At 69.5% G+C, this 16046-nt stretch carries 18 protein-coding genes, 1 tRNA gene and 1 pseudogene; 9 read left to right on the plus strand and 11 right to left on the minus strand.

What is annotated here, in order from left to right:
• Positions 1–16 precede the first annotated feature (16 nt).
• From QAA18_RS01615 to QAA18_RS01635, 5 genes are all read right to left on the minus strand, one after another.
• Positions 17–991 (minus strand): hypothetical protein, encoded by a 975-nt coding sequence (locus QAA18_RS01615; protein ID WP_279410503.1) that lies wholly within the window; start codon positions 989–991, stop codon positions 17–19.
• A gap of 67 nt (positions 992–1058) precedes the next feature.
• Positions 1059–1658 carry an HNH endonuclease gene (locus QAA18_RS01620; protein ID WP_279410505.1) on the minus strand — a complete coding sequence of 200 codons (600 nt, stop codon included), beginning with the start codon at positions 1656–1658 and terminating at the stop codon, positions 1059–1061.
• A gap of 23 nt (positions 1659–1681) precedes the next feature.
• A complete protein-coding gene (locus QAA18_RS01625) occupies positions 1682–3457 on the minus strand; it encodes an acyl-CoA dehydrogenase C-terminal domain-containing protein (protein WP_279410506.1) in 1776 nt (591 codons plus the stop codon).
• Entirely contained in the window at positions 3457–3939 is a 483-nt protein-coding gene (locus tag QAA18_RS01630; protein WP_279410507.1) for an LEA type 2 family protein, read from the minus strand. The genes QAA18_RS01625 and QAA18_RS01630 overlap by 1 nt, the downstream gene beginning before the upstream one ends.
• 58 nt (positions 3940–3997) lie before the next feature.
• Positions 3998–4073 (minus strand) — tRNA-Phe (locus QAA18_RS01635).
• Positions 4074–4219: 146 nt separating this feature from the next.
• Between QAA18_RS01635 and QAA18_RS01640 the strand changes: the two genes are divergently transcribed.
• On the plus strand, positions 4220–4624 hold the full coding sequence (locus tag QAA18_RS01640) for a DUF6491 family protein (RefSeq protein WP_279410509.1): 405 nt from the start codon (positions 4220–4222) through the stop codon (positions 4622–4624).
• Here the strand turns inward: QAA18_RS01640 and QAA18_RS01645 are convergent.
• The 4 genes and pseudogenes from QAA18_RS01645 to ftsY all read right to left on the minus strand — a co-directional run.
• The gene (locus QAA18_RS01645; protein ID WP_279410510.1) at positions 4609–4875 is read right to left on the minus strand and encodes an oxidative damage protection protein; all 267 of its coding nucleotides are present in this window, start codon (positions 4873–4875) and stop codon (positions 4609–4611) included. The two genes, QAA18_RS01640 and QAA18_RS01645, sit on opposite strands and share 16 nt — an antisense overlap.
• On the minus strand, positions 4872–5951 hold the full coding sequence (mutY, locus tag QAA18_RS01650) for an A/G-specific adenine glycosylase (RefSeq protein WP_279410512.1): 1080 nt from the start codon (positions 5949–5951) through the stop codon (positions 4872–4874). Before mutY ends, QAA18_RS01645 begins: the two co-directional genes overlap by 4 nt.
• Positions 5938–6966: a hypothetical protein gene (locus QAA18_RS01655; protein ID WP_279410514.1), complete on the minus strand. Its 1029-nt coding sequence runs from the start codon at positions 6964–6966 to the stop codon at positions 5938–5940. Before QAA18_RS01655 ends, mutY begins: the two co-directional genes overlap by 14 nt.
• Before the next feature lie 45 nt (positions 6967–7011).
• Positions 7012–7920: pseudogene (gene ftsY, locus QAA18_RS01660) on the minus strand (signal recognition particle-docking protein FtsY); the annotation flags it as partial.
• 83 nt (positions 7921–8003) lie between these two features.
• On the opposite strand from ftsY, the gene rsmD reads away from it, so the two are divergent.
• The 7 genes from rsmD (at position 8004) to QAA18_RS01695 (ending at position 13316) form a co-directional block, all read left to right on the plus strand.
• Positions 8004–8645, plus strand: coding sequence for a 16S rRNA (guanine(966)-N(2))-methyltransferase RsmD (rsmD, locus tag QAA18_RS01665; protein WP_279410516.1), 642 nt, complete (start codon positions 8004–8006; stop codon positions 8643–8645).
• 20 nt (positions 8646–8665) lie between these two features.
• Entirely contained in the window at positions 8666–9172 is a 507-nt protein-coding gene (coaD, locus tag QAA18_RS01670) for a pantetheine-phosphate adenylyltransferase (protein ID WP_279410518.1), read from the plus strand.
• Positions 9173–9216: 44 nt separating this feature from the next.
• Entirely contained in the window at positions 9217–9702 is a 486-nt protein-coding gene (locus QAA18_RS01675; RefSeq protein ID WP_279410520.1) for a hypothetical protein, read from the plus strand.
• A 62-nt stretch (positions 9703–9764) separates the two neighbouring features.
• Positions 9765–10022, plus strand: a complete 258-nt coding sequence (locus QAA18_RS01680; protein ID WP_279410521.1) for a YfhL family 4Fe-4S dicluster ferredoxin — start codon at positions 9765–9767, stop codon at positions 10020–10022.
• Positions 10019–11734, plus strand: a complete 1716-nt coding sequence (gene ggt, locus QAA18_RS01685; protein ID WP_279410523.1) for a gamma-glutamyltransferase — start codon at positions 10019–10021, stop codon at positions 11732–11734. Before QAA18_RS01680 ends, ggt begins: the two co-directional genes overlap by 4 nt.
• Positions 11731–12621: an MBL fold metallo-hydrolase gene (locus tag QAA18_RS01690; RefSeq protein WP_279410525.1), complete on the plus strand. Its 891-nt coding sequence runs from the start codon at positions 11731–11733 to the stop codon at positions 12619–12621. Before ggt ends, QAA18_RS01690 begins: the two co-directional genes overlap by 4 nt.
• The gene (locus QAA18_RS01695) at positions 12618–13316 is read left to right on the plus strand and encodes a TMEM43 family protein (RefSeq protein ID WP_279410527.1); all 699 of its coding nucleotides are present in this window, start codon (positions 12618–12620) and stop codon (positions 13314–13316) included. Before QAA18_RS01690 ends, QAA18_RS01695 begins: the two co-directional genes overlap by 4 nt.
• Here QAA18_RS01695 and upp read toward each other — a convergent pair.
• Together upp and QAA18_RS01705 are read right to left on the minus strand one after the other, a co-directional pair.
• A complete protein-coding gene (gene upp, locus QAA18_RS01700; protein WP_279410529.1) occupies positions 13313–13945 on the minus strand; it encodes a uracil phosphoribosyltransferase in 633 nt (210 codons plus the stop codon). The two genes, QAA18_RS01695 and upp, sit on opposite strands and share 4 nt — an antisense overlap.
• A 44-nt stretch (positions 13946–13989) precedes the next feature.
• Complete coding sequence (locus QAA18_RS01705; protein WP_279410531.1) at positions 13990–15483, minus strand: aminotransferase class III-fold pyridoxal phosphate-dependent enzyme; 1494 nt, start codon at positions 15481–15483, stop codon at positions 13990–13992.
• 130 nt (positions 15484–15613) lie between these two features.
• Here QAA18_RS01705 and QAA18_RS01710 point away from each other — a divergent pair, with 130 nt between their 5' ends.
• Positions 15614–16045 (plus strand): Lrp/AsnC family transcriptional regulator, encoded by a 432-nt coding sequence (locus QAA18_RS01710; RefSeq protein ID WP_279410532.1) that lies wholly within the window; start codon positions 15614–15616, stop codon positions 16043–16045.
• Position 16046: the final 1 nt, after the last annotated feature.

Raw genomic sequence — 16046 nt, forward strand, 5'->3', positions numbered from 1 at the left:
CTATTTTAGCCCCTGGTTACTTTTTTCGGCGCCCGAAAAGGCCGCCGGACTTTCCGGTATCGGCCGGTTCAGGTGGCTGGTCTGGCACGAGTTCCGCGTAACCGGTGGCCAGGCTGGCATTGACGAAGTCCACGACCTCCGGCAGCGGCACGCCGCTGGCCGACGCGACTTCGTCCAGCGTTGCCGGGCCCTTCATCATCGCGGTGGCGATGCGGAAATGCTTCGGATATTCGCGTTCGGTCTGCGGCCACTTGCTGAGCTTGTAGCGGCTTTCCATGTCGAAACCCGGCAGCAGCTTGCCGCCACCGGCGAGCAGGCCGCCGAACCACTGCAGGCGCGACAGCGGCTGCGCGGCGCCGAGCGAGGCGACCGCGGCATCCCAGGCGGCCGCGTCGACGGCCTGGAAATCGTGTTCGTCGACGGCGCCCTGCACATAGCCGGCCAGCGGCTTCAGCGCGGTGGGACCGTAGTATTCGCGGGCGACCGGATCGATGTAGAGGTCGGGGCCTCCGTCGCGGGAGAAGCGCACGCGCGACTCGAGCGCGCCGGGAACGAACCAGTCGCCGAGCGTGCGCACCGGGGCGGGCGCAGCGACCGGGGCGGGCTCCGCCGCGACAGGTTCGGGCGCCGGGGCGGCCGGTGCTGCAGGCGCGGCAGGCTGCGCCGGTGCCTGCGGGGCCGCGGCTTCCGCCGAAGGCGCCGGCATCTCCGGGCCCAGCGACTGCAGCAGGACCAGCACGCTGGCGGCATCGAACGGCCGCGGCAGGTGGAAGTCGGTCTGGGTGCGCTTGGCCGAGGTCAGCCCGATCACCTGCTTGCCGGCGGCGTGCAGCCGCAACCAGCTCATCGGCCCGTACATGCTGTCCATGTCGACCACGACGAAACTGGCCTGCGCCTCGGGGAGCAACTGCCAGGTCCTGCCGAGGCGTGCATTGGCCTGCTCGAAGGCCGCCTTGAGGGCGCCTTCGGTGGCCGGGTCCATGCCGGTCATGCCAATGGTGGGTAGCGACGCCATACTGATTCGATCCTGATTGGGCCAGACGGACGAGTGTAGCGGGTCAATGGGCCGCGAAGCGCGGATTGCGCTTCGGCAGGTGGCTTTTCAGGAACGCCATCTGGTCGGCGAGGATGTTGCGGTTGGACAGGATCAGGTGCTCGATCCAGCTGGGCCGGTAGGGGACGGCGAGCAGGGGCATCGAGGCCTGCTGGGGAGTGCGGCCGCCCTTGCGCGAATTGCAGTGGAAGCAGGCGGCGACCACGTTCTCCCAGATGTCCCGGCCGCCCCGGGACAAGGGCACCACGTGGTCCCGCGTCAGGTGCTGGCGGCTGGTCTCGCGGCCGCAATACAGGCACAGGTGCTGGTCGCGGGCGAACAGGGCGGCGTTGGTGAGCGCCGGGGTCGGGTCCAGGGCATGCGCGCGGGCGTGGCTGCGCGCGGCCACGATGGGATGCAGCTCGACCACGCTCTGCTCGCCGCTGTCGCGGTTGGTGCCGCCGTGCACGCTCAGGCACGGGTCGCCCAGGGTCCAGGCCACGGCGCCACGCACGTACAGGCAGGTCGCCGCTTGCCAGCTCATCCAGTCCAGCACCCGGCCGTGCGCGTCGAGCGCCAGCAGGCGGACTGCATCCAGGCGTAGCGGCGTAGTGTCGGCCTCCATCGGGGCTACAGCTTATACCCCTCCTACTGCAGGGGTGGAAGGGCACCCATCCCGGATTCGATCGCGGCCTTGTGGGCCAAGGTGCGCGGCAGCAGGCGGGCGAAGTAGAACGTGGCGGTATCGCGCTTGGCGGCCTTGAACGCCTCGGGCTGCGCGGACGCCCGGGCCGCGGCCACGCTGCGTGCCCACCAGTAGGCCAGCGCGACATACCCGGAATACATCAGGAAGTCGTGGGCGGTCGCGCCGATCTCCTCGGGATCCTTGCCGGCGCGGCCGGCGATCATCGTCGCCAGCGGCGCCCATTCGGCCGCCTTCGCGGCCAGCGGATCGATGAAGGCGGCCATGTCGGCATCGCCGGCGTGCTGCCTGCAGAAATCCGCGAGCATGGCGAGGAATTCGCGCATCCCCGCGCCCTGCAGCTGCAGCAGCTTGCGCCCGACCAGGTCCAGCGCCTGGATGCCGGGGGTGCCTTCGTACATGGTGGTCATGCGCGCATCGCGCGCCAGCTGCTCCATGCCGTGCTCGGCGATGTAGCCGTGGCCGCCGAAGCACTGCATCGCCTGGTAGGTGCATTCCACGCCCCATTCGGTGAGGCAGCCCTTGGCGATGGGGATCAGGAAGCCGAGCAGGGCATCGGCGCGTTCGCGTTCGGCCGCGTCGGCGGCGTGTTCGACGGTATCGACCAGGACGCCGGCGTGGTACGCCAGCGCGCGGCCGCCTTCGACCAGTGCCTTCTGCGTGAGCAGCATGCGGCGCACGTCGGGGTGGACGATGATCGGGTCGGCAGGTTTGTCGGGGAACTTCGCACCGGACAGGGAACGCCCCTGCAGGCGCTCGCGCGCATAGGCCAGCGCCCCCTGCAGTGCGCGATCGGAAAGTCCCAGTCCCTGCAGGCCGACAGCCAGGCGCGCACTGTTCATCATGGTAAACATCGCCGCCAGGCCCTTGTTCGGCGCACCGACCAGCCAGCCTTGCGCGCCGTCGAAGTTCATCACGCAGGTCGCCGAGCCGTGGATGCCCATCTTGTGTTCGAGTGCGCCGCAGCGCAGCTGGTTGCGTTCGCCGACGCTGCCGTCGCGGCACACACGCACCTTCGGCACCACGAACAGCGAGATGCCGCGGCTGCCGGCAGGCGCGTCGGGCAACCGTGCCAGCACCAGGTGCACGATGTTGTCGGTGAAGTCGTGTTCGCCGGCGGTGATGAAGATCTTGGTGCCGGTGATCGAATAGCTGCCATCGGCCGCCGGTTCGGCGCGGGTCTTGAGCAGGCCCAGGTCGCTGCCGCAATGCGGCTCGGTCAGGCACATGGTGCCGGTCCAGCGGCCCTCGACGATCGCCTTGAGGAAGACCTCGCGCTGCCAGTCCTCGCCATGGCGGGTGAGCGCCTCGATCGCACCGTGCGAAAGCAGCGGGAAATTGCCCCATGCCAGGTTGGCCGCATCGATCATTTCCTTGATCGCGATGCCGGCGGTCTGCGGCAGTCCCTGGCCGCCATGTTCCGCCGGCGATGAAATTCCGGCCCATCCGCCCTCGACATACTGCGCGTAGGCGTCGGCGAAGCCGGGCGGGGTGGCGACCTGGCCGGTGTCCTTGTCCAGGGTGCAGCCGTGGCGGTCGCCGGCCTGGTTGAGCGGCGCCAGCACGGTCGAGGCAAAGCGCGCGCCTTCCTCGAGCACGGCGTCGACGACGTCGCGGGTCGCGTCCTGGAAACCGAGCCGGGCAAACAGCGGTTCGACCTGGAGCAGGTCGAACAGCACGAAGCGCATGTCGTCCAGCGGTGCGTCGTATGCAGCAGCCATCAGCGCATCACTCCCGGCAGGCCCGGCACCGGCGCAAGCGCGTTGCCGCGTTCGAATTCGAAGACGCGCGGCTTGCCGTCCTCCGGCGTCGCGGTGATCGTGCCCTTGAGTTCATAGGCGATCGCGCTGCCGCGCGCGAGCGCGTCGGCGATCGCGATCTTGGCGCCGGCCGGCGGCACGAGCTGCAGCGTCGCCACGTCGGCCGACTCCGGGCCGATGGTGAACCCCGGGCTGGTGCGCAGCGTCGCCGGCGGCTGGCCCTGGACGGTCATCGCCAGGTCGACCGCGTCGAAGCGCATCGGGATGCTGCTGAAGTTGTCCAGGCGCAGGTCCAGCGACCAGCTGCCGTCGGCGCGCACGCTGAGCTGCTGGATGCTGGCGGCGGGATCGGAAACGCGGCGCACCGGTCCGCTGCTGCCGCAGGCGGCGAGCAGGAGCATGCAAAGGGTGGCGGCAATGGCGGCGAAGGTGGCGCGCTTCATTCGGGTCTCCGTCGTATGCATTCGATGAGCATACAACGGCGCCACGGCGCCTTCGCGATGGTGGCCGGGGAGGGAATCGAACCCCCGACACGGGGATTTTCAATCCCCTGCTCTACCAACTGAGCTACCCGGCCAGCGCGAGGGCGGGATGATACGGGCGCGGGGCTTGCGGGGCAAGCCGGACGGCTGCTGAACAGGGTTCCGCCCCGCCATTCCGGAGGCGGCCGCTGGGTGCAAGATTGAACGCACCCCCGGAATCGAGGTGCCTGCCATGCGAATCATGCCACTCTCCCTCCTCGCCGCTTCCGTCTTCCTCGCCTCCTGCGCCACCACCCCGCGGATGAGCGAATCGGACGAGCTGGCGCTCTACATGAGCCACAGCGAGCCGGTCCAGAAGGTGACCTATCGCGAACCCATCGGCTGGGACGACGTCGGCGACAGCCATGTCCTGCTCACGATCAAGCCGACCGAAGGCTGGCTGCTCCGGCTGGTGCCGGACTGCCTGGACTGGTCGGGATCCGGCCCCGCGCTCACGGTCAGCAACATCGCCGGCGTGGTCACCTCGGGCTTCGACAGCGTGACGCGAGTGGGCCCGGGCACGCAGATCGGTTGCCGCATCCAGGAGATCCGCGTGGTCGACCTGGGCGCGGTGCGCGACGCCCGCAACGCTCAGTCGGGGACGTAACCGGCCGGTTTCTCGGCGCCGCCCTCGAACAGGAACTTGAGCATCTCGCCTTCGAGGAAGGCGCGATGCTTCGGATCCAGCGGCGACAGGCGGTTCTCGTTGATCAGCATGGTCTGGTGCGCCAGCCATGCCGACCACGCGGCCTTGCCGATGTGCGCGTAGACCCGCTTGCCGGCTTCGCCCGGCCATGGCGCGAAGTCGAGGCCCTCGACTTCGCGCTTTTCGTATTCGCAGAACACCATTCGCGTCATGTGGGGATGCCCTCCAGGAGCTTGCGGATCGGCGCCGGGATACCCAGCGCCGCCATCTGGTCGTGCGAGACCCAGCGCAGGCCGTCATTGTCCGCCACCCGTGCGCGCAAGGCCACTTGCCGCCAATGCACGGGGAACAGCTGCAGGCGGTAATGGGTGAATCCGTGGGCGATGGACGCCAGCGGCGCGCCATCGTCGTAGTCGCCTCGCACATGCGCGGCGAACCAGTCGCGTGCCGGCGCGTGGTCGCCGGCTTCGGGCAGCGACCAGAGCGACGCCCACACGCCATTGGCCGGACGACGCTGCAACAGCACGCGGCCTTCGCTGTCCTGCAGCAGCATCACCACGGCGCTGCGTTCGGGCAGCGGCTTGCCTGGCTTTGGCGTCGGCAGTTCGGCGACGCGTCCCTCGCGCAACGCGACGCAACCGTCCTGCAGCGGGCAGACCATGCAGGCCGGATCGAAACGCGTGCACAGGGTGGCGCCGAAATCCATCTGCGCCTGGGTGTAGTCGGCCATGCGCGGCGCGCGCTGCCCGGCCGCGGGCAGGTGCGATTCGGCCAGCGCCCACATCCGTTTCTCCACCGCAGGCGTTCCCGGCCAGCCGTCGATGCCGTGCACGCGCGCGAGCACGCGCTTGACGTTGCCGTCGAGGATCGGGAAACGGTCTCCCCATGCCTGGGCGAGGATCGCGCCCGCGGTGCTGCGGCCGATGCCCGGCAATGCCACCAGCGCGTCCAGGTCGCGCGGCAGCTCGCCGCCGTGCAGCTCCTCGCAGGCACGCGCCGCGGCGTGCAGGTTGCGTGCACGTGCGTAGTAGCCGAGCCCCGACCACAGCGCGAGCACGTCGTCGAGCGGCGCCCGTGCAAGCGCTGGCAGGTCCGGCAGCGCAGCGACGAAGCGTTCGAAGTAGGGCACGACGACCTGCACCTGGGTCTGCTGCAGCATGATTTCCGACAGCCAGACCCGATAGGGCGTGCGCGGGTGCTGCCAGGGCAGGTCGTGGCGGCCGCAACGGTCGAACCAGGCCAGCAGGCGGCCGGCGAATTCGGCGCCGTGGAGGTCAGTCGGCTTCATCGGCGACGACCTCCAGCTGGACCGATACGCCTTGCAGGGTGGCACCGGCCACGTCCAGGCGCGGCGTGCGCAGCGTGCCCTCGACCGGCGGCAACGGATTCGGATCGGCACCGGCCCAGGCCAGCACTTCGCGCAAACGGAAACTTCCGTCGAACGCGGTGTCGTCGTGCTGCAGTTGCAGGAAGGCGGTGTCGTCGAGGTCGACCGCGCCGCGATAGCGCAACGCGAACGCCACCGGCGAGCGGGAGGACGCCAGCGGTTCGGGCAGGGCGGGCCACGCGGCCGGCCAGGCCTCGATGCCGCCATGCAAGCGCAGGACGAGGTGTTCGCCCAGGGCGACATCGCCCCGGGCTTCCAGCGCAGGAATCGGATCGGTGTCCGGCTCGCCTTGGCCGCGCACCGACACGCGGGCGGGCGCAAGCGACCAGGTGCCGGCATTCCAGCGCAGCGGCCCCGACACCGCGAACGAGAACGGTGGTTCGGGGTAGGTGCCCTTCAGCGCCAACCGCGACGCCACGCCAGGCGCAAACGATGGCACTTCGGCCTGCAGGTCCCCGAGTCGCCAGCCATCGCCAATGACGACGCCATCGCGGACGAGCGCGCCGGCCGACAGCGAAGGCATGCGTACCGGCGTCGGCGACGGTGGCCGTCGCGCGAGCCAATGCTGAAGCGCCGGCAAGTCGAGGATCGGTGCGTCGAGCTCGATCCGGGTCGCCTCCAACACTGCGCCGCGTGCGCGCAGCGTCGACCACGGCAGCGACAGGAAGATGCGGTCGGCGCGCAGCAACGGGGTGGCAGTGCCCGGTTCCCGTGCGACTACATCGCGCAGCACCAGCGTCGGCAGGCCGTGCAACTGGTACTCCGTCTTGCCGGCGGCAGTGATCTCCAGATCGAGCGCCGCGCCCACGCGCGCCAGCAGGAACCGCGTCGCGCGTTGCGGCTGCATCGCGTAATGCAAGGCCAGTGCCGCGAGCAGGAGCAGGGCCAGCAGCACCGATGCGATGTACAGCAGCACCCTGCGTTGGCGGCGCGGCCGGGAGCCCATGCCGGTGCCGGCCGCTCAGCCGCCGAGCGAGGCGGGCAGCAGCGCGTCGACGAACGCTTCCGGGTCGAACTCGCGCAGGTCTTCCAGGCCTTCGCCGATGCCCGCGTAGCGGATCGGGATGCCGAACTCGCGCGCGAGCGCGAACACCACGCCGCCCTTGGCGGTGCCGTCGAGCTTGGTGACCACAAGGCCCGTGACGTTGACCGCGGCATGGAACTGCCGCAGTTGCGACAGCGCGTTCTGGCCGGTGGTGCCGTCGATGACCATCAGCACTTCGTGTGGTGCGTCGGGGTCGAGCTTGCCGAGCACGCGGCGGATCTTGCCCAGTTCCGCCATCAGGCCCTGCTGGGTATGCAGGCGCCCGGCGGTATCGGCGATCAGCACGTCGGTGCCGCGCGCCCTCGCGGCCTGCAGGGCATCGAAAGCGACCGAAGCGGGGTCGGCGTCCTGGCCCTGTGCCACGACCGGGACGTTGTTGCGCTCGCCCCAGGCCTGGAGCTGCGCCACCGCGGCGGCACGGAAAGTATCGCCGGCGGCCAGCATCAGCGAATGGCCCTGCTGCCGGAAGCGATGCGCGAGCTTGCCGATGGTGGTGGTCTTGCCCACGCCGTTGACGCCGACGGCAAGGATCACGAAGGGACGCGCCGCCGCATCGATGCGCAGGGGCTCTGCCACGGGCGCCAGCAACGCGAGCAGTTCGCTGCGCAGGGCGGCGAGCAGGGCGCCGGCGTCGGCGAACTCGCGTGCCTTCATGCGCTTGCGCAGGGTCTCGACCAGGCCGGTGCTGGCGGCGACGCCGACATCGGCGGTCAGCAGCGCGGTCTCGATCTCGTCGAGCAGTTCGTCGTCCAGGCGCGGGTTGCGCGAGAACAGGCCGCCCAGGCTGCGGGCAAAGCCGCTGCCGCCAAGCCGTTCGCGCCAGCCCGCTGCGCCATCCGCCGCCTGGGGTGCCGCGTCAGGCTTCTTGCGGCGGAAAAAACTCACCATCGTGTCGACCATCGCGCAGAATGGCGCGCATGGTAGCACCGCGCCCCATCAAGCCCGCGTCGCCGGGCAGCGTACGCATCGTCTCCGGCCAGTGGCGCGGAACGCGCCTGCCGGTCGCCGACGCCGCCGGCTTGCGACCCACGCCCGACCGGGTCCGCGAGACGCTTTTCAACTGGTTGCAGGGCAGGCTGGCCGGCGCAAGCGTGCTGGACCTGTTCGCCGGTTCCGGCGCGCTCGGGCTTGAGGCCGTGTCGCGCGGTGCCCGCGAAGCAGTCCTGGTCGAACGCGAGCCGCGCCTGGCCGAGTCCCTGCGCGCCACGGTCGCCAGGCTCCGGGCCGGCGACCGGGTAGAAGTGGCATGCGCGGACGCGCTTGCATGGCTGCGTGCGCCGCCGCGCCGCGCCTTCGACCTGGTCTTCCTCGACCCGCCTTTCGCGGCCGAACTCTGGAAACCGGCGCTGGCCGCGCTCGAACCCTGGCTGGCACCGGATGCGTGGCTCTACCTGGAGTCGCCGGCCGACGCACCGGTCCGGCCCGGCGCGGAGTGGTTGCCGCATCGCGAAGGCAATACCCGGGAGTCGCACTACGCCCTGTTTTGCCGCGCTGCCGCAGCCCATGGGCGCGGGCCGGTGCGCACTGCTACACTGCCCCCGGAATCCTGAAACCAAGACACGGCAACGGAATGAGCGTGGCCAACACCCGCACTGCCGTTTATCCCGGCACGTTCGACCCGATCACGAACGGACACGTGGATCTGGTCGACCGGGCAGCACCGCTGTTCGAACGCCTGGTGGTCGGCGTGGCAGAAAGTCCCGCCAAGGGGCCGGCACTGCCGCTGGAGACCAGGGTCGGGCTGGCGCGCGAGGCGCTGGCCGCCTATCCCAATGTCGAGGTCCTGGGGTTCGACGGCCTGCTTGCGCATTTCGTGCGCGACCTGGGTGCCGGGGTACTGCTGCGCGGCCTGCGCGCGGTGTCCGACTTCGAGTACGAATTCCAGCTGGCGAGCATGAACCGCCACCTGGTTCCGGAGGTCGAGACGCTGTTCCTGACCCCGGCCGAGGAATACGGATTCATTTCTTCTTCGCTGGTACGCGAGATTTCCCGTCTTGGCGGCGACGTTTCGTCGTTCGTGCCGCCAGCGGTGGCCAGAGCGCTGCAGGCCGAATGGCAGCGCAACGATGTAGCTTGAAACTCCCTGGGGGTGGGTAAAGGATGAGGATACGGATGAAGACAATGAGCCGCCTGATGCTGATCGCCTGCCTGGTGCTGCCGGTGCTGGTGGGCTGCAAGAAGGAGGATGCCTCCCAGGCGCAGGTGAAGGCGCCGATGAGCGCACCGACCACCGACGACCGCCAGGCCTGGGTGGACTACCTCAACGACGTCGTGCCGCGGAACATGGCCGGGATCGCCAACCAGCCCTACGTGTACCTGCTTCCGGGCACCAGCGAGCCCGATTTCCAGGAGCAGTACAACCGCCTGGTCGAGAAGGCCCAGTCCGACGTCGCCCGCGGCATCATCTCGGGCAACCTGCTTGCCTATGCCTCGCCGGCCTCGGACAAGATGGCCGACCTCGTGGTCACGGCATTCGATGGCGTTCCGGTCGACTCGATGAAGGGCGTGCGGGTGCTGTTCATCGGCAACGCCGCGGATTCCGATCGTGTACAGGCCGCGGTGACCCCCGCCGGCGTCGAGTACGTCTTCGTGGACACCGCCAGGTAAGGAAATCGACAGGCCGGTGCCGGCCAGTCCGGCACCGGCGCTCCAACCAAGCAGCAAATGCGATGTCGCTGAAGATCAACGAGTTGTGCGTCAACTGCGATGTCTGCGAACCTGCCTGCCCGAACAGCGCGATCAGCCAGGGCGAGACGATCTATGTGATTGACCCGGCACGGTGCACGGAATGCGTCGGCCACTTCGAAGAACCACAATGCGTGGTGGTGTGTCCGGTCGAATGCATCGACCCGGACCCAGAACATTCCGAAACCCAGCCGCAATTGCTGGCCAAGCTGCTGCGGCTCCAGACAGAAGAGGCCACATGACCCTTTCCGCCATCCTCCGGCGCAGCGCACTGCTCCTCGTCTTCCTTTCCGCACCCGCACTGGCCGCAACTCCCGCGGCCGAGGGCACGCCCGCGGCGCATCCGCCCGGCGCGGCCATCGCCAGCGCGCACGAACTGGCCACGCAGGCAGGGCTGGACATCATCAAGGCCGGCGGCAATGCCTTCGATGCGGCGATCGCCGTGTCGTCGACGCTGTCGGTGGTCGAGCCGATCAGTTCGGGCCTGGGTGGCGGCGGCTTCTTCCTGCTGCACGATGCGAAGGCCGGCAAGCAGGTCTTCCTGGATGCGCGCGAGATCGCCCCGGAAGCGGCCACGCCCGAGGTGTACCTGGATGCCGAGGGCAACCTCGATCCGGACAAGGCCCAGAACGGCCCGTGGTCTGCGGGCATCCCGGGCCTGCCCGCGGCGCTGGTGAAACTGGCCGCCGAATACGGCCGGCTGCCCCTGGCCACGAGCCTGGCGCCGGCGATCCGCGTCGCCGAGGAAGGCCTGCCCGTGTACGGGCGGCTGGAACGCGGCTGGGCCGGCAAGCACGAGGTGCTGGAGCGTTACCCCGGGACGCGCGCGGTGTTCATGGCCGACGGCGATGCGCCCAAGGTCGGCGAGACGCTGCGCCAGCCCGACCTGGCGCGCACGCTGCGGTTGATCGCGGAAAAGGGTTTCGACGGCTTCTACCGCGGCGATGTCGCCGACAAGCTGGTCGCCGGCGTGAATGCCGAGGGCGGCAAATGGACCCTGGCCGACCTGGCCGGCTATGAAGTGCGCGAGCGCAAGCCGATCAGCTTCGACTACCAGGGCTGGAACATCGTCACCGCTCCGCCGACATCCTCCGGTGGCGTGGCGATCGCCGAGATGCTGCACATCGCATCGGGCTGGGACCTGTCGAAGCTGGACAAGGCGCAGCGCACCCACATCCTGGTCGAGGCGATGCGCCGCGCGTACCGGGACCGCACGATCTACCTGGGCGACCCCGACTTCACCAAGGTGCCGATGGAGCGCCTCCTGAGCCGCGACTATGCGGCGGGCCTGCGCGCCACCATCCATCCCGACCGCGCGACGCCCAGCGAACTGCTGTCCGGCCAGCCGGCGCCGCTCGAGGACGAGGAAACCACGCATTTCTCGGTGATCGACGCCGAAGGCAACATGGTCTCGGCGACGCAGACCATCAACCTGCTGTACGGTTCGGGCCTGGTGCCGCCGGGCACCGGCGTGCTGCTCAACGACGAGATGGACGACTTCGCGCTCAAGCCCGGCACGCCCAATGCCTTCGGCGTGATGGGCTTCGAGGCCAACGCGGTGGAGGCGGGCAAGCGCATGCTCAGCTCGATGACGCCGACGCTGATGTTCTCGCCGGGGCAGGTCACCGCGCTGGGCGCGCCTGGCGGCAGCCGCATCATCACCGAGGTGCTGCTGGGCATCCTCGGCTACGTCGACGGCCTGTCCGCCGAGGAAGTCGCCGCGCTGCCGCGCATCCACCACCAGTGGATGCCCGACGTGATCTCGGCCGAGCCGGGTGCGCTGGACGAGGCCACGATCGCCAGGCTCGAGGCGATGGGCCACAAGGTGAACGCAGGCGAGGGCACCTGGGGCATCCTCAATACCGTGTCATGGGACCGCATCACGAACACGCTTTCCGGTGGCGCGGATCCGCGCAATTCGGTGGGCTCGGCGAAGGTGCTGCCGACGCCGTGAAGCTCTGGTCGCTACTGGGCAACTCGCAGAAGCTCGACGGCGGCGCGATGTTCGGCAACGCGCCCCGTGCGATGTGGGAGCGCTGGGCGCCGCCGGACGAAGCCAACCGCATCGAACTGGCCTGCCGGGCGCTGCGGGCCAGCCCGCTGGCAGGCAAGACCGTGCTGTTCGAAACCGGCATCGGCGCGTTCTTCGAGCCGAAGCTGCGCGAACGCTACGGTGTCCAGGAAGACCGGCACGTGCTGCTCGAATCGCTGGCCGAGGCTGGCTTCGGCCACGACGACGTCGACGTCGTCGTGCTCTCGCACCTGCACTTCGACCACGCCGGCGGCCTGCTTGCACCGTGGACCGGGAACGAGGCGCCGCGCCTGCTGTTCCCGAACGCGACCTATGTGGTCAGTGCAGCCTGCTGGGATCGCGCGCGCGACCCGCATCCGCGCGACCGTGCGAGTTTCATTCCCGAACTGCCGGCGCTGCTGGAAGCCAGCGGACGCCTGGAGATCGTCGATGGTGCCCATTCGCGCGCGCTGGGCAATGCGGTGCGCTTCCATTACAGCGATGGCCATACGCCCGGGCTGATGCTGGCCGAGATCGTCGGTCCGGAAAGCGTCGACGGCGTCGCCCACGGCGGCGTGGTGTTCTGCGCCGACCTCATTCCCGGCCGGCCGTGGGTGCACGTGCCCATCACCATGGGTTACGACCGCAACGCCGAACTGCTGATCGACGAGAAACGTGAGTTCCTGGCCGACATGCTGGCGCGCAACGTGCACCTGTTCTTTACCCATGATCCGGCTTGCGCCCTGGCGCGCGTCGTGCGCGACGAGCGCGGCCGCTACGGCACCACGAACGAAGTCGAGCGCCTGCAGGCGAGGGCGCTGCCTGCATGAAGGCCATTGCGGGGTTGCTTGCCGCCGGGTGCCTGCTGGTCGCGACCGCGGTCGCGGCGCAGGAGCAGGCGCCGGCTCCGTCCGCCCCGCCACAGGCCGAAGGCAAGCTGCGCGATCCGGATTTCGGCGTGCGCACCAGCCATTTCGGCCTGGAACGGCAAGTGGAAATGTTCCAGTGGCGCGAGGACGGCGGCGCCTACGCCCGCGGCTGGAGCGATGCGCCGGTGGATTCGGCGGCGTTCCTGCCCGGCCACGACAACCCGCCGTTCCCGATCCGGTCGCAGCGCTGGGAGGCTTCGGCCGTCACCGTCGACGGCGTGCCGCTCGATCCGGAGGTGGTGAAGGGGCTTGGCCAGTGGCGCGAGTTCCGGCCCGCCTTCAGCGCGCTGCCGGGAAACCTGGCAGCCACCTTCCAGCCGCAGGGCGACGGCCTGGGCAGTGCCATGAACCCGCTGGCGCCGGAAGTCGGCGACCTGCGCATCCACTGGCGCGAGCTGGTGCTGCCGCCGCTGGCCGAACGCATCGAATTGCGTGACGGGCGCTGGCGCCTGCGCGCCGGCGAGGCGGATGGCGTCGGCGAGGCGAAGGCCGCCCGTGGCGGCGACAGCCGACCCGGGCGTGCCCACTGGTGGTGGTGGCTGGCGGTGGTGCCTGTCGTGCTCTTGCTGGTGGCACTGCGCCGCCGCCGGCACTAGCCGGCGCGCGTCCCGAAGATCCTGTCGCCCGCGTCGCCCAGGCCGGGAAGGATGTAGCCCTTGTCATTGAGCCGCTCGTCGATCGCGGCCACGTAGACCTCGACGTCCGGATGCGTGGCCTCGAGCGCGCGCAGGCCTTCCGGCGCGGCCACCAGGAACAGGCCCTTGATCCGGGTCGCGCCCGCGCGCTTGAGCATGTCGACCGTCGCCACCAGGGTGCCGCCGGTGGCGAGCATCGGGTCGAGGATCAGCACCGTGCGGTCGCCGATGTCGCCGACCAGGTTCTCGTAATAGGTCTCCGGCAGCAGCGTCGCTTCGTCGCGACGCATGCCCACGACGCTGACCTTGGCGGCGGGAATCAGTTCCAGCACGCCCGGCAGCATGCCCAGGCCTGCGCGCAGGATCGGCACCAGGGTGATCTTGCGGCCCTTGATCCGTCGGACGTCGATCGGACCGGCCCAGCCGTCGACCGTGGCGTCTTCCATCTCCAGGTCGGCGGTGGCCTCGTAGGTGAGCAGGGTCGCCACCTCCGAGGCCAGTTCGCGGAAGGTCTTGGTGCTGTTGTCGCCACGGCGCATCAGGCCCAGCTTGTGCTGGACCAGGGGATGGCGGACTTCGACGATCTTCATGCAGGGCCTTCGCGGCTGCCGCCGCTCCTACACAGGGATCGTGATTATGCCGCCTGTTGCTGGCGCGGGCCTTCCAGCAACGCGCGCTTGACCAGGCCCAGGACCAGGTCGAGCTCGTCGGCGGTCATGTCGAAGCGCGGGGTGAAGCGCAGCGAGTTCTCGCCTCCGTGGATCACGCCCAGGCCCTGCTCGCGCAGCCATTCCTCGCTGGAGCCGGCGCCGTAGCCCTTGAACTGCGGGGCCAGTTCGCAGGAGAACAGCAGGCCGGTGCCCTGGACCTTGGTGATCAGGCCGCCGAGCTCGGACTTCAGCGCTTCCAGGCCGGCCACGGCCTGGCGGCCGCGCTCGCGGATGTTGGCGCGCAGCTCGGGGGTGAGCTTGGCCAGCACCACGCAGGCCACGTCCAGCGCGCGCGGGTTGGCGGTCATGGTGTTGCCGTAGGTGCCGCGCGCGTAGATGCCGGCGGCGCGATCGTTGCAGGCGAGCACCGACAGCGGGTACTGGCCTGCGTTGAGCGCCTTGGAGTAGGTCTCCATGTCCGGCGCTTCCTGGGTCTCGAAACCGGGGTAGTCGACGATGGACAGCGTGCCGGTGGCGCGCAGCCCCGCCTGGATCGAGTCGACCAGCAGCAGCGCGCCGTGTTCCCTGGTCAGTTCGCGCGCGGCTGCGTAGAAGTCCACCGGCACGCTGCGGCCCGGATCGCCTTCGCCCATCACCGGCTCCAGGAACATCGCCTCGATGAACCAGCCCTTGGCATCGGCATCGGCGAACGCCTGCTTCAGCGCGGCGATGTCGTACGGCGGCACGACGATCACGCTGTCCTCGCCGCGGTAGCTGGCCAGGTGGGTGAGGTAGGCCTTGCGGGTGGAATCGGAGTACAGCGCCGGCCGGTCGGTGCGGCCGTGGAAGCTGCCCTTGACCACCAGGCGCTTGATCGTGCGGCCGGCGTGGCGCGCGCCCGGCTCGGTCATGGTCTTGGCGTTGGTGTCGGCGACGCGCGCGGCCAGGCCGACGGCTTCGGAACCGGAGTTGAGGCACATGAACTTGTTGAACGGGCTGCCGCCCTTGCGGCTGTGGCCGATCTCGGCCTGCAGCGCGCGGGTGAAGCGCAGCTGCGACAGGCTCGGGGTCATGATGTTGGCCAGTGCCTGCGGCTTGGCCATCGCATCGAGGATGTCCTGCGGAGCGTGGCCGAAGCCGAGCATGCCGTAGCCGCCGGTGTCGTACAGCACCGCGCCCTTGAGGGTCACGATCCACGGGCCGCGCGCGGCCAGGGCGACATACGGGTTGACCGCGTCCTGCTGGTAGAAGTTGATGAAGCCGGCCTGCACCGCCTGCAGTTGCGCGTCCTCGTCGAGGTCGAGCAGGTCGGCGAAATCCTTGCGGATGCTGGCGTATTCGGCGGCCGCAGCCTCGATCGCGGCGGCCAGCTCGGCGTGGCTGGCGGCGAAGCGCAGCACGGTGGCGTCGTCGAGTCCGGTGGTGCGGCGCGAGCCCTTGTGGGCGCGGAGCGGGGCGAGCTGGTCGAGCAGCGACATGGGCGGTCCTCCAAAGGGCTATCCCATCTATTATCGGGAAGTATTCGTCGATTAACAGGTGCGAATTGCGCTGAATTCATATAGATTTCGGCGAATCGCCGAAACATGCCGCCAGACCGGGAGTCGCGCCATGGCCCTGACCCGCGCCGATGAAGCCCTGCTGTCCCTGTTGCGCGAGAATGCGCGGGCTTCCACCGCCGAGATCGCGCGCAAGCTGCAGCTGTCGCGGACCACGGTGCAGAGCCGGATCCAGCGGCTCGAACAGATGGGAGTGATCGCCGGGTACACGGTACGCATCGGCGACGATTTCGGCCGCGACCGAATCCGGGCGCTGATCATGGTCACGGTGCTACCCAAGCAGATGCCGGCCGTGGTCGAGGCGCTGCGCGGGATGCGCGAGGTGCGCAGCCTGCAGTCGGTCAGCGGCATCTGGGACCTGGTGGCCTTGGCGATCGTGCCCACGATCGGTGAGATGGACGAGCTCACCGACCGCATCGGCGCCCTGCAGGGCGTGGAACGGACCACGTCGTCGCTGGTGCTGTCGACCAAATTCGAACGTTGAG

This window comes from Luteimonas sp. 8-5 (assembly GCF_029763755.1).
Classification (GTDB): domain Bacteria; phylum Pseudomonadota; class Gammaproteobacteria; order Xanthomonadales; family Xanthomonadaceae; genus Cognatiluteimonas.

Bases quoted from the DNA above. Each gene is read 5' to 3' on its own strand.
- QAA18_RS01630 (WP_279410507.1), bottom strand. From the start codon at position 3,939: ATGAAGCGCGCCACCTTCGCCGCCATTGCCGCCACCCTTTGCATGCTC.
- QAA18_RS01675 (WP_279410520.1), top strand. From the start codon at position 9,217: ATGAGCCGCCTGATGCTGATCGCCTGCCTGGTGCTGCCGGTGCTGGTG.
- ggt (WP_279410523.1), top strand. From the start codon at position 10,019: ATGACCCTTTCCGCCATCCTCCGGCGCAGCGCACTGCTCCTCGTCTTC.
- QAA18_RS01625 (WP_279410506.1), bottom strand. From the start codon at position 3,457: ATGGCTGCTGCATACGACGCACCGCTGGACGACATGCGCTTCGTGCTG.
- QAA18_RS01695 (WP_279410527.1), top strand. From the start codon at position 12,618: ATGAAGGCCATTGCGGGGTTGCTTGCCGCCGGGTGCCTGCTGGTCGCG.
- QAA18_RS01645 (WP_279410510.1), bottom strand. From the start codon at position 4,875: ATGACGCGAATGGTGTTCTGCGAATACGAAAAGCGCGAAGTCGAGGGC.
- QAA18_RS01680 (WP_279410521.1), top strand. From the start codon at position 9,765: ATGTCGCTGAAGATCAACGAGTTGTGCGTCAACTGCGATGTCTGCGAA.
- QAA18_RS01640 (WP_279410509.1), top strand. From the start codon at position 4,220: ATGCCACTCTCCCTCCTCGCCGCTTCCGTCTTCCTCGCCTCCTGCGCC.
- rsmD (WP_279410516.1), top strand. From the start codon at position 8,004: ATGGCGCGCATGGTAGCACCGCGCCCCATCAAGCCCGCGTCGCCGGGC.
- mutY (WP_279410512.1), bottom strand. From the start codon at position 5,951: ATGAAGCCGACTGACCTCCACGGCGCCGAATTCGCCGGCCGCCTGCTG.
- QAA18_RS01620 (WP_279410505.1), bottom strand. From the start codon at position 1,658: ATGGAGGCCGACACTACGCCGCTACGCCTGGATGCAGTCCGCCTGCTG.
- QAA18_RS01710 (WP_279410532.1), top strand. From the start codon at position 15,614: ATGGCCCTGACCCGCGCCGATGAAGCCCTGCTGTCCCTGTTGCGCGAG.
- QAA18_RS01705 (WP_279410531.1), bottom strand. From the start codon at position 15,483: ATGTCGCTGCTCGACCAGCTCGCCCCGCTCCGCGCCCACAAGGGCTCG.
- upp (WP_279410529.1), bottom strand. From the start codon at position 13,945: ATGAAGATCGTCGAAGTCCGCCATCCCCTGGTCCAGCACAAGCTGGGC.
- QAA18_RS01615 (WP_279410503.1), bottom strand. From the start codon at position 991: ATGACCGGCATGGACCCGGCCACCGAAGGCGCCCTCAAGGCGGCCTTC.
- coaD (WP_279410518.1), top strand. From the start codon at position 8,666: ATGAGCGTGGCCAACACCCGCACTGCCGTTTATCCCGGCACGTTCGAC.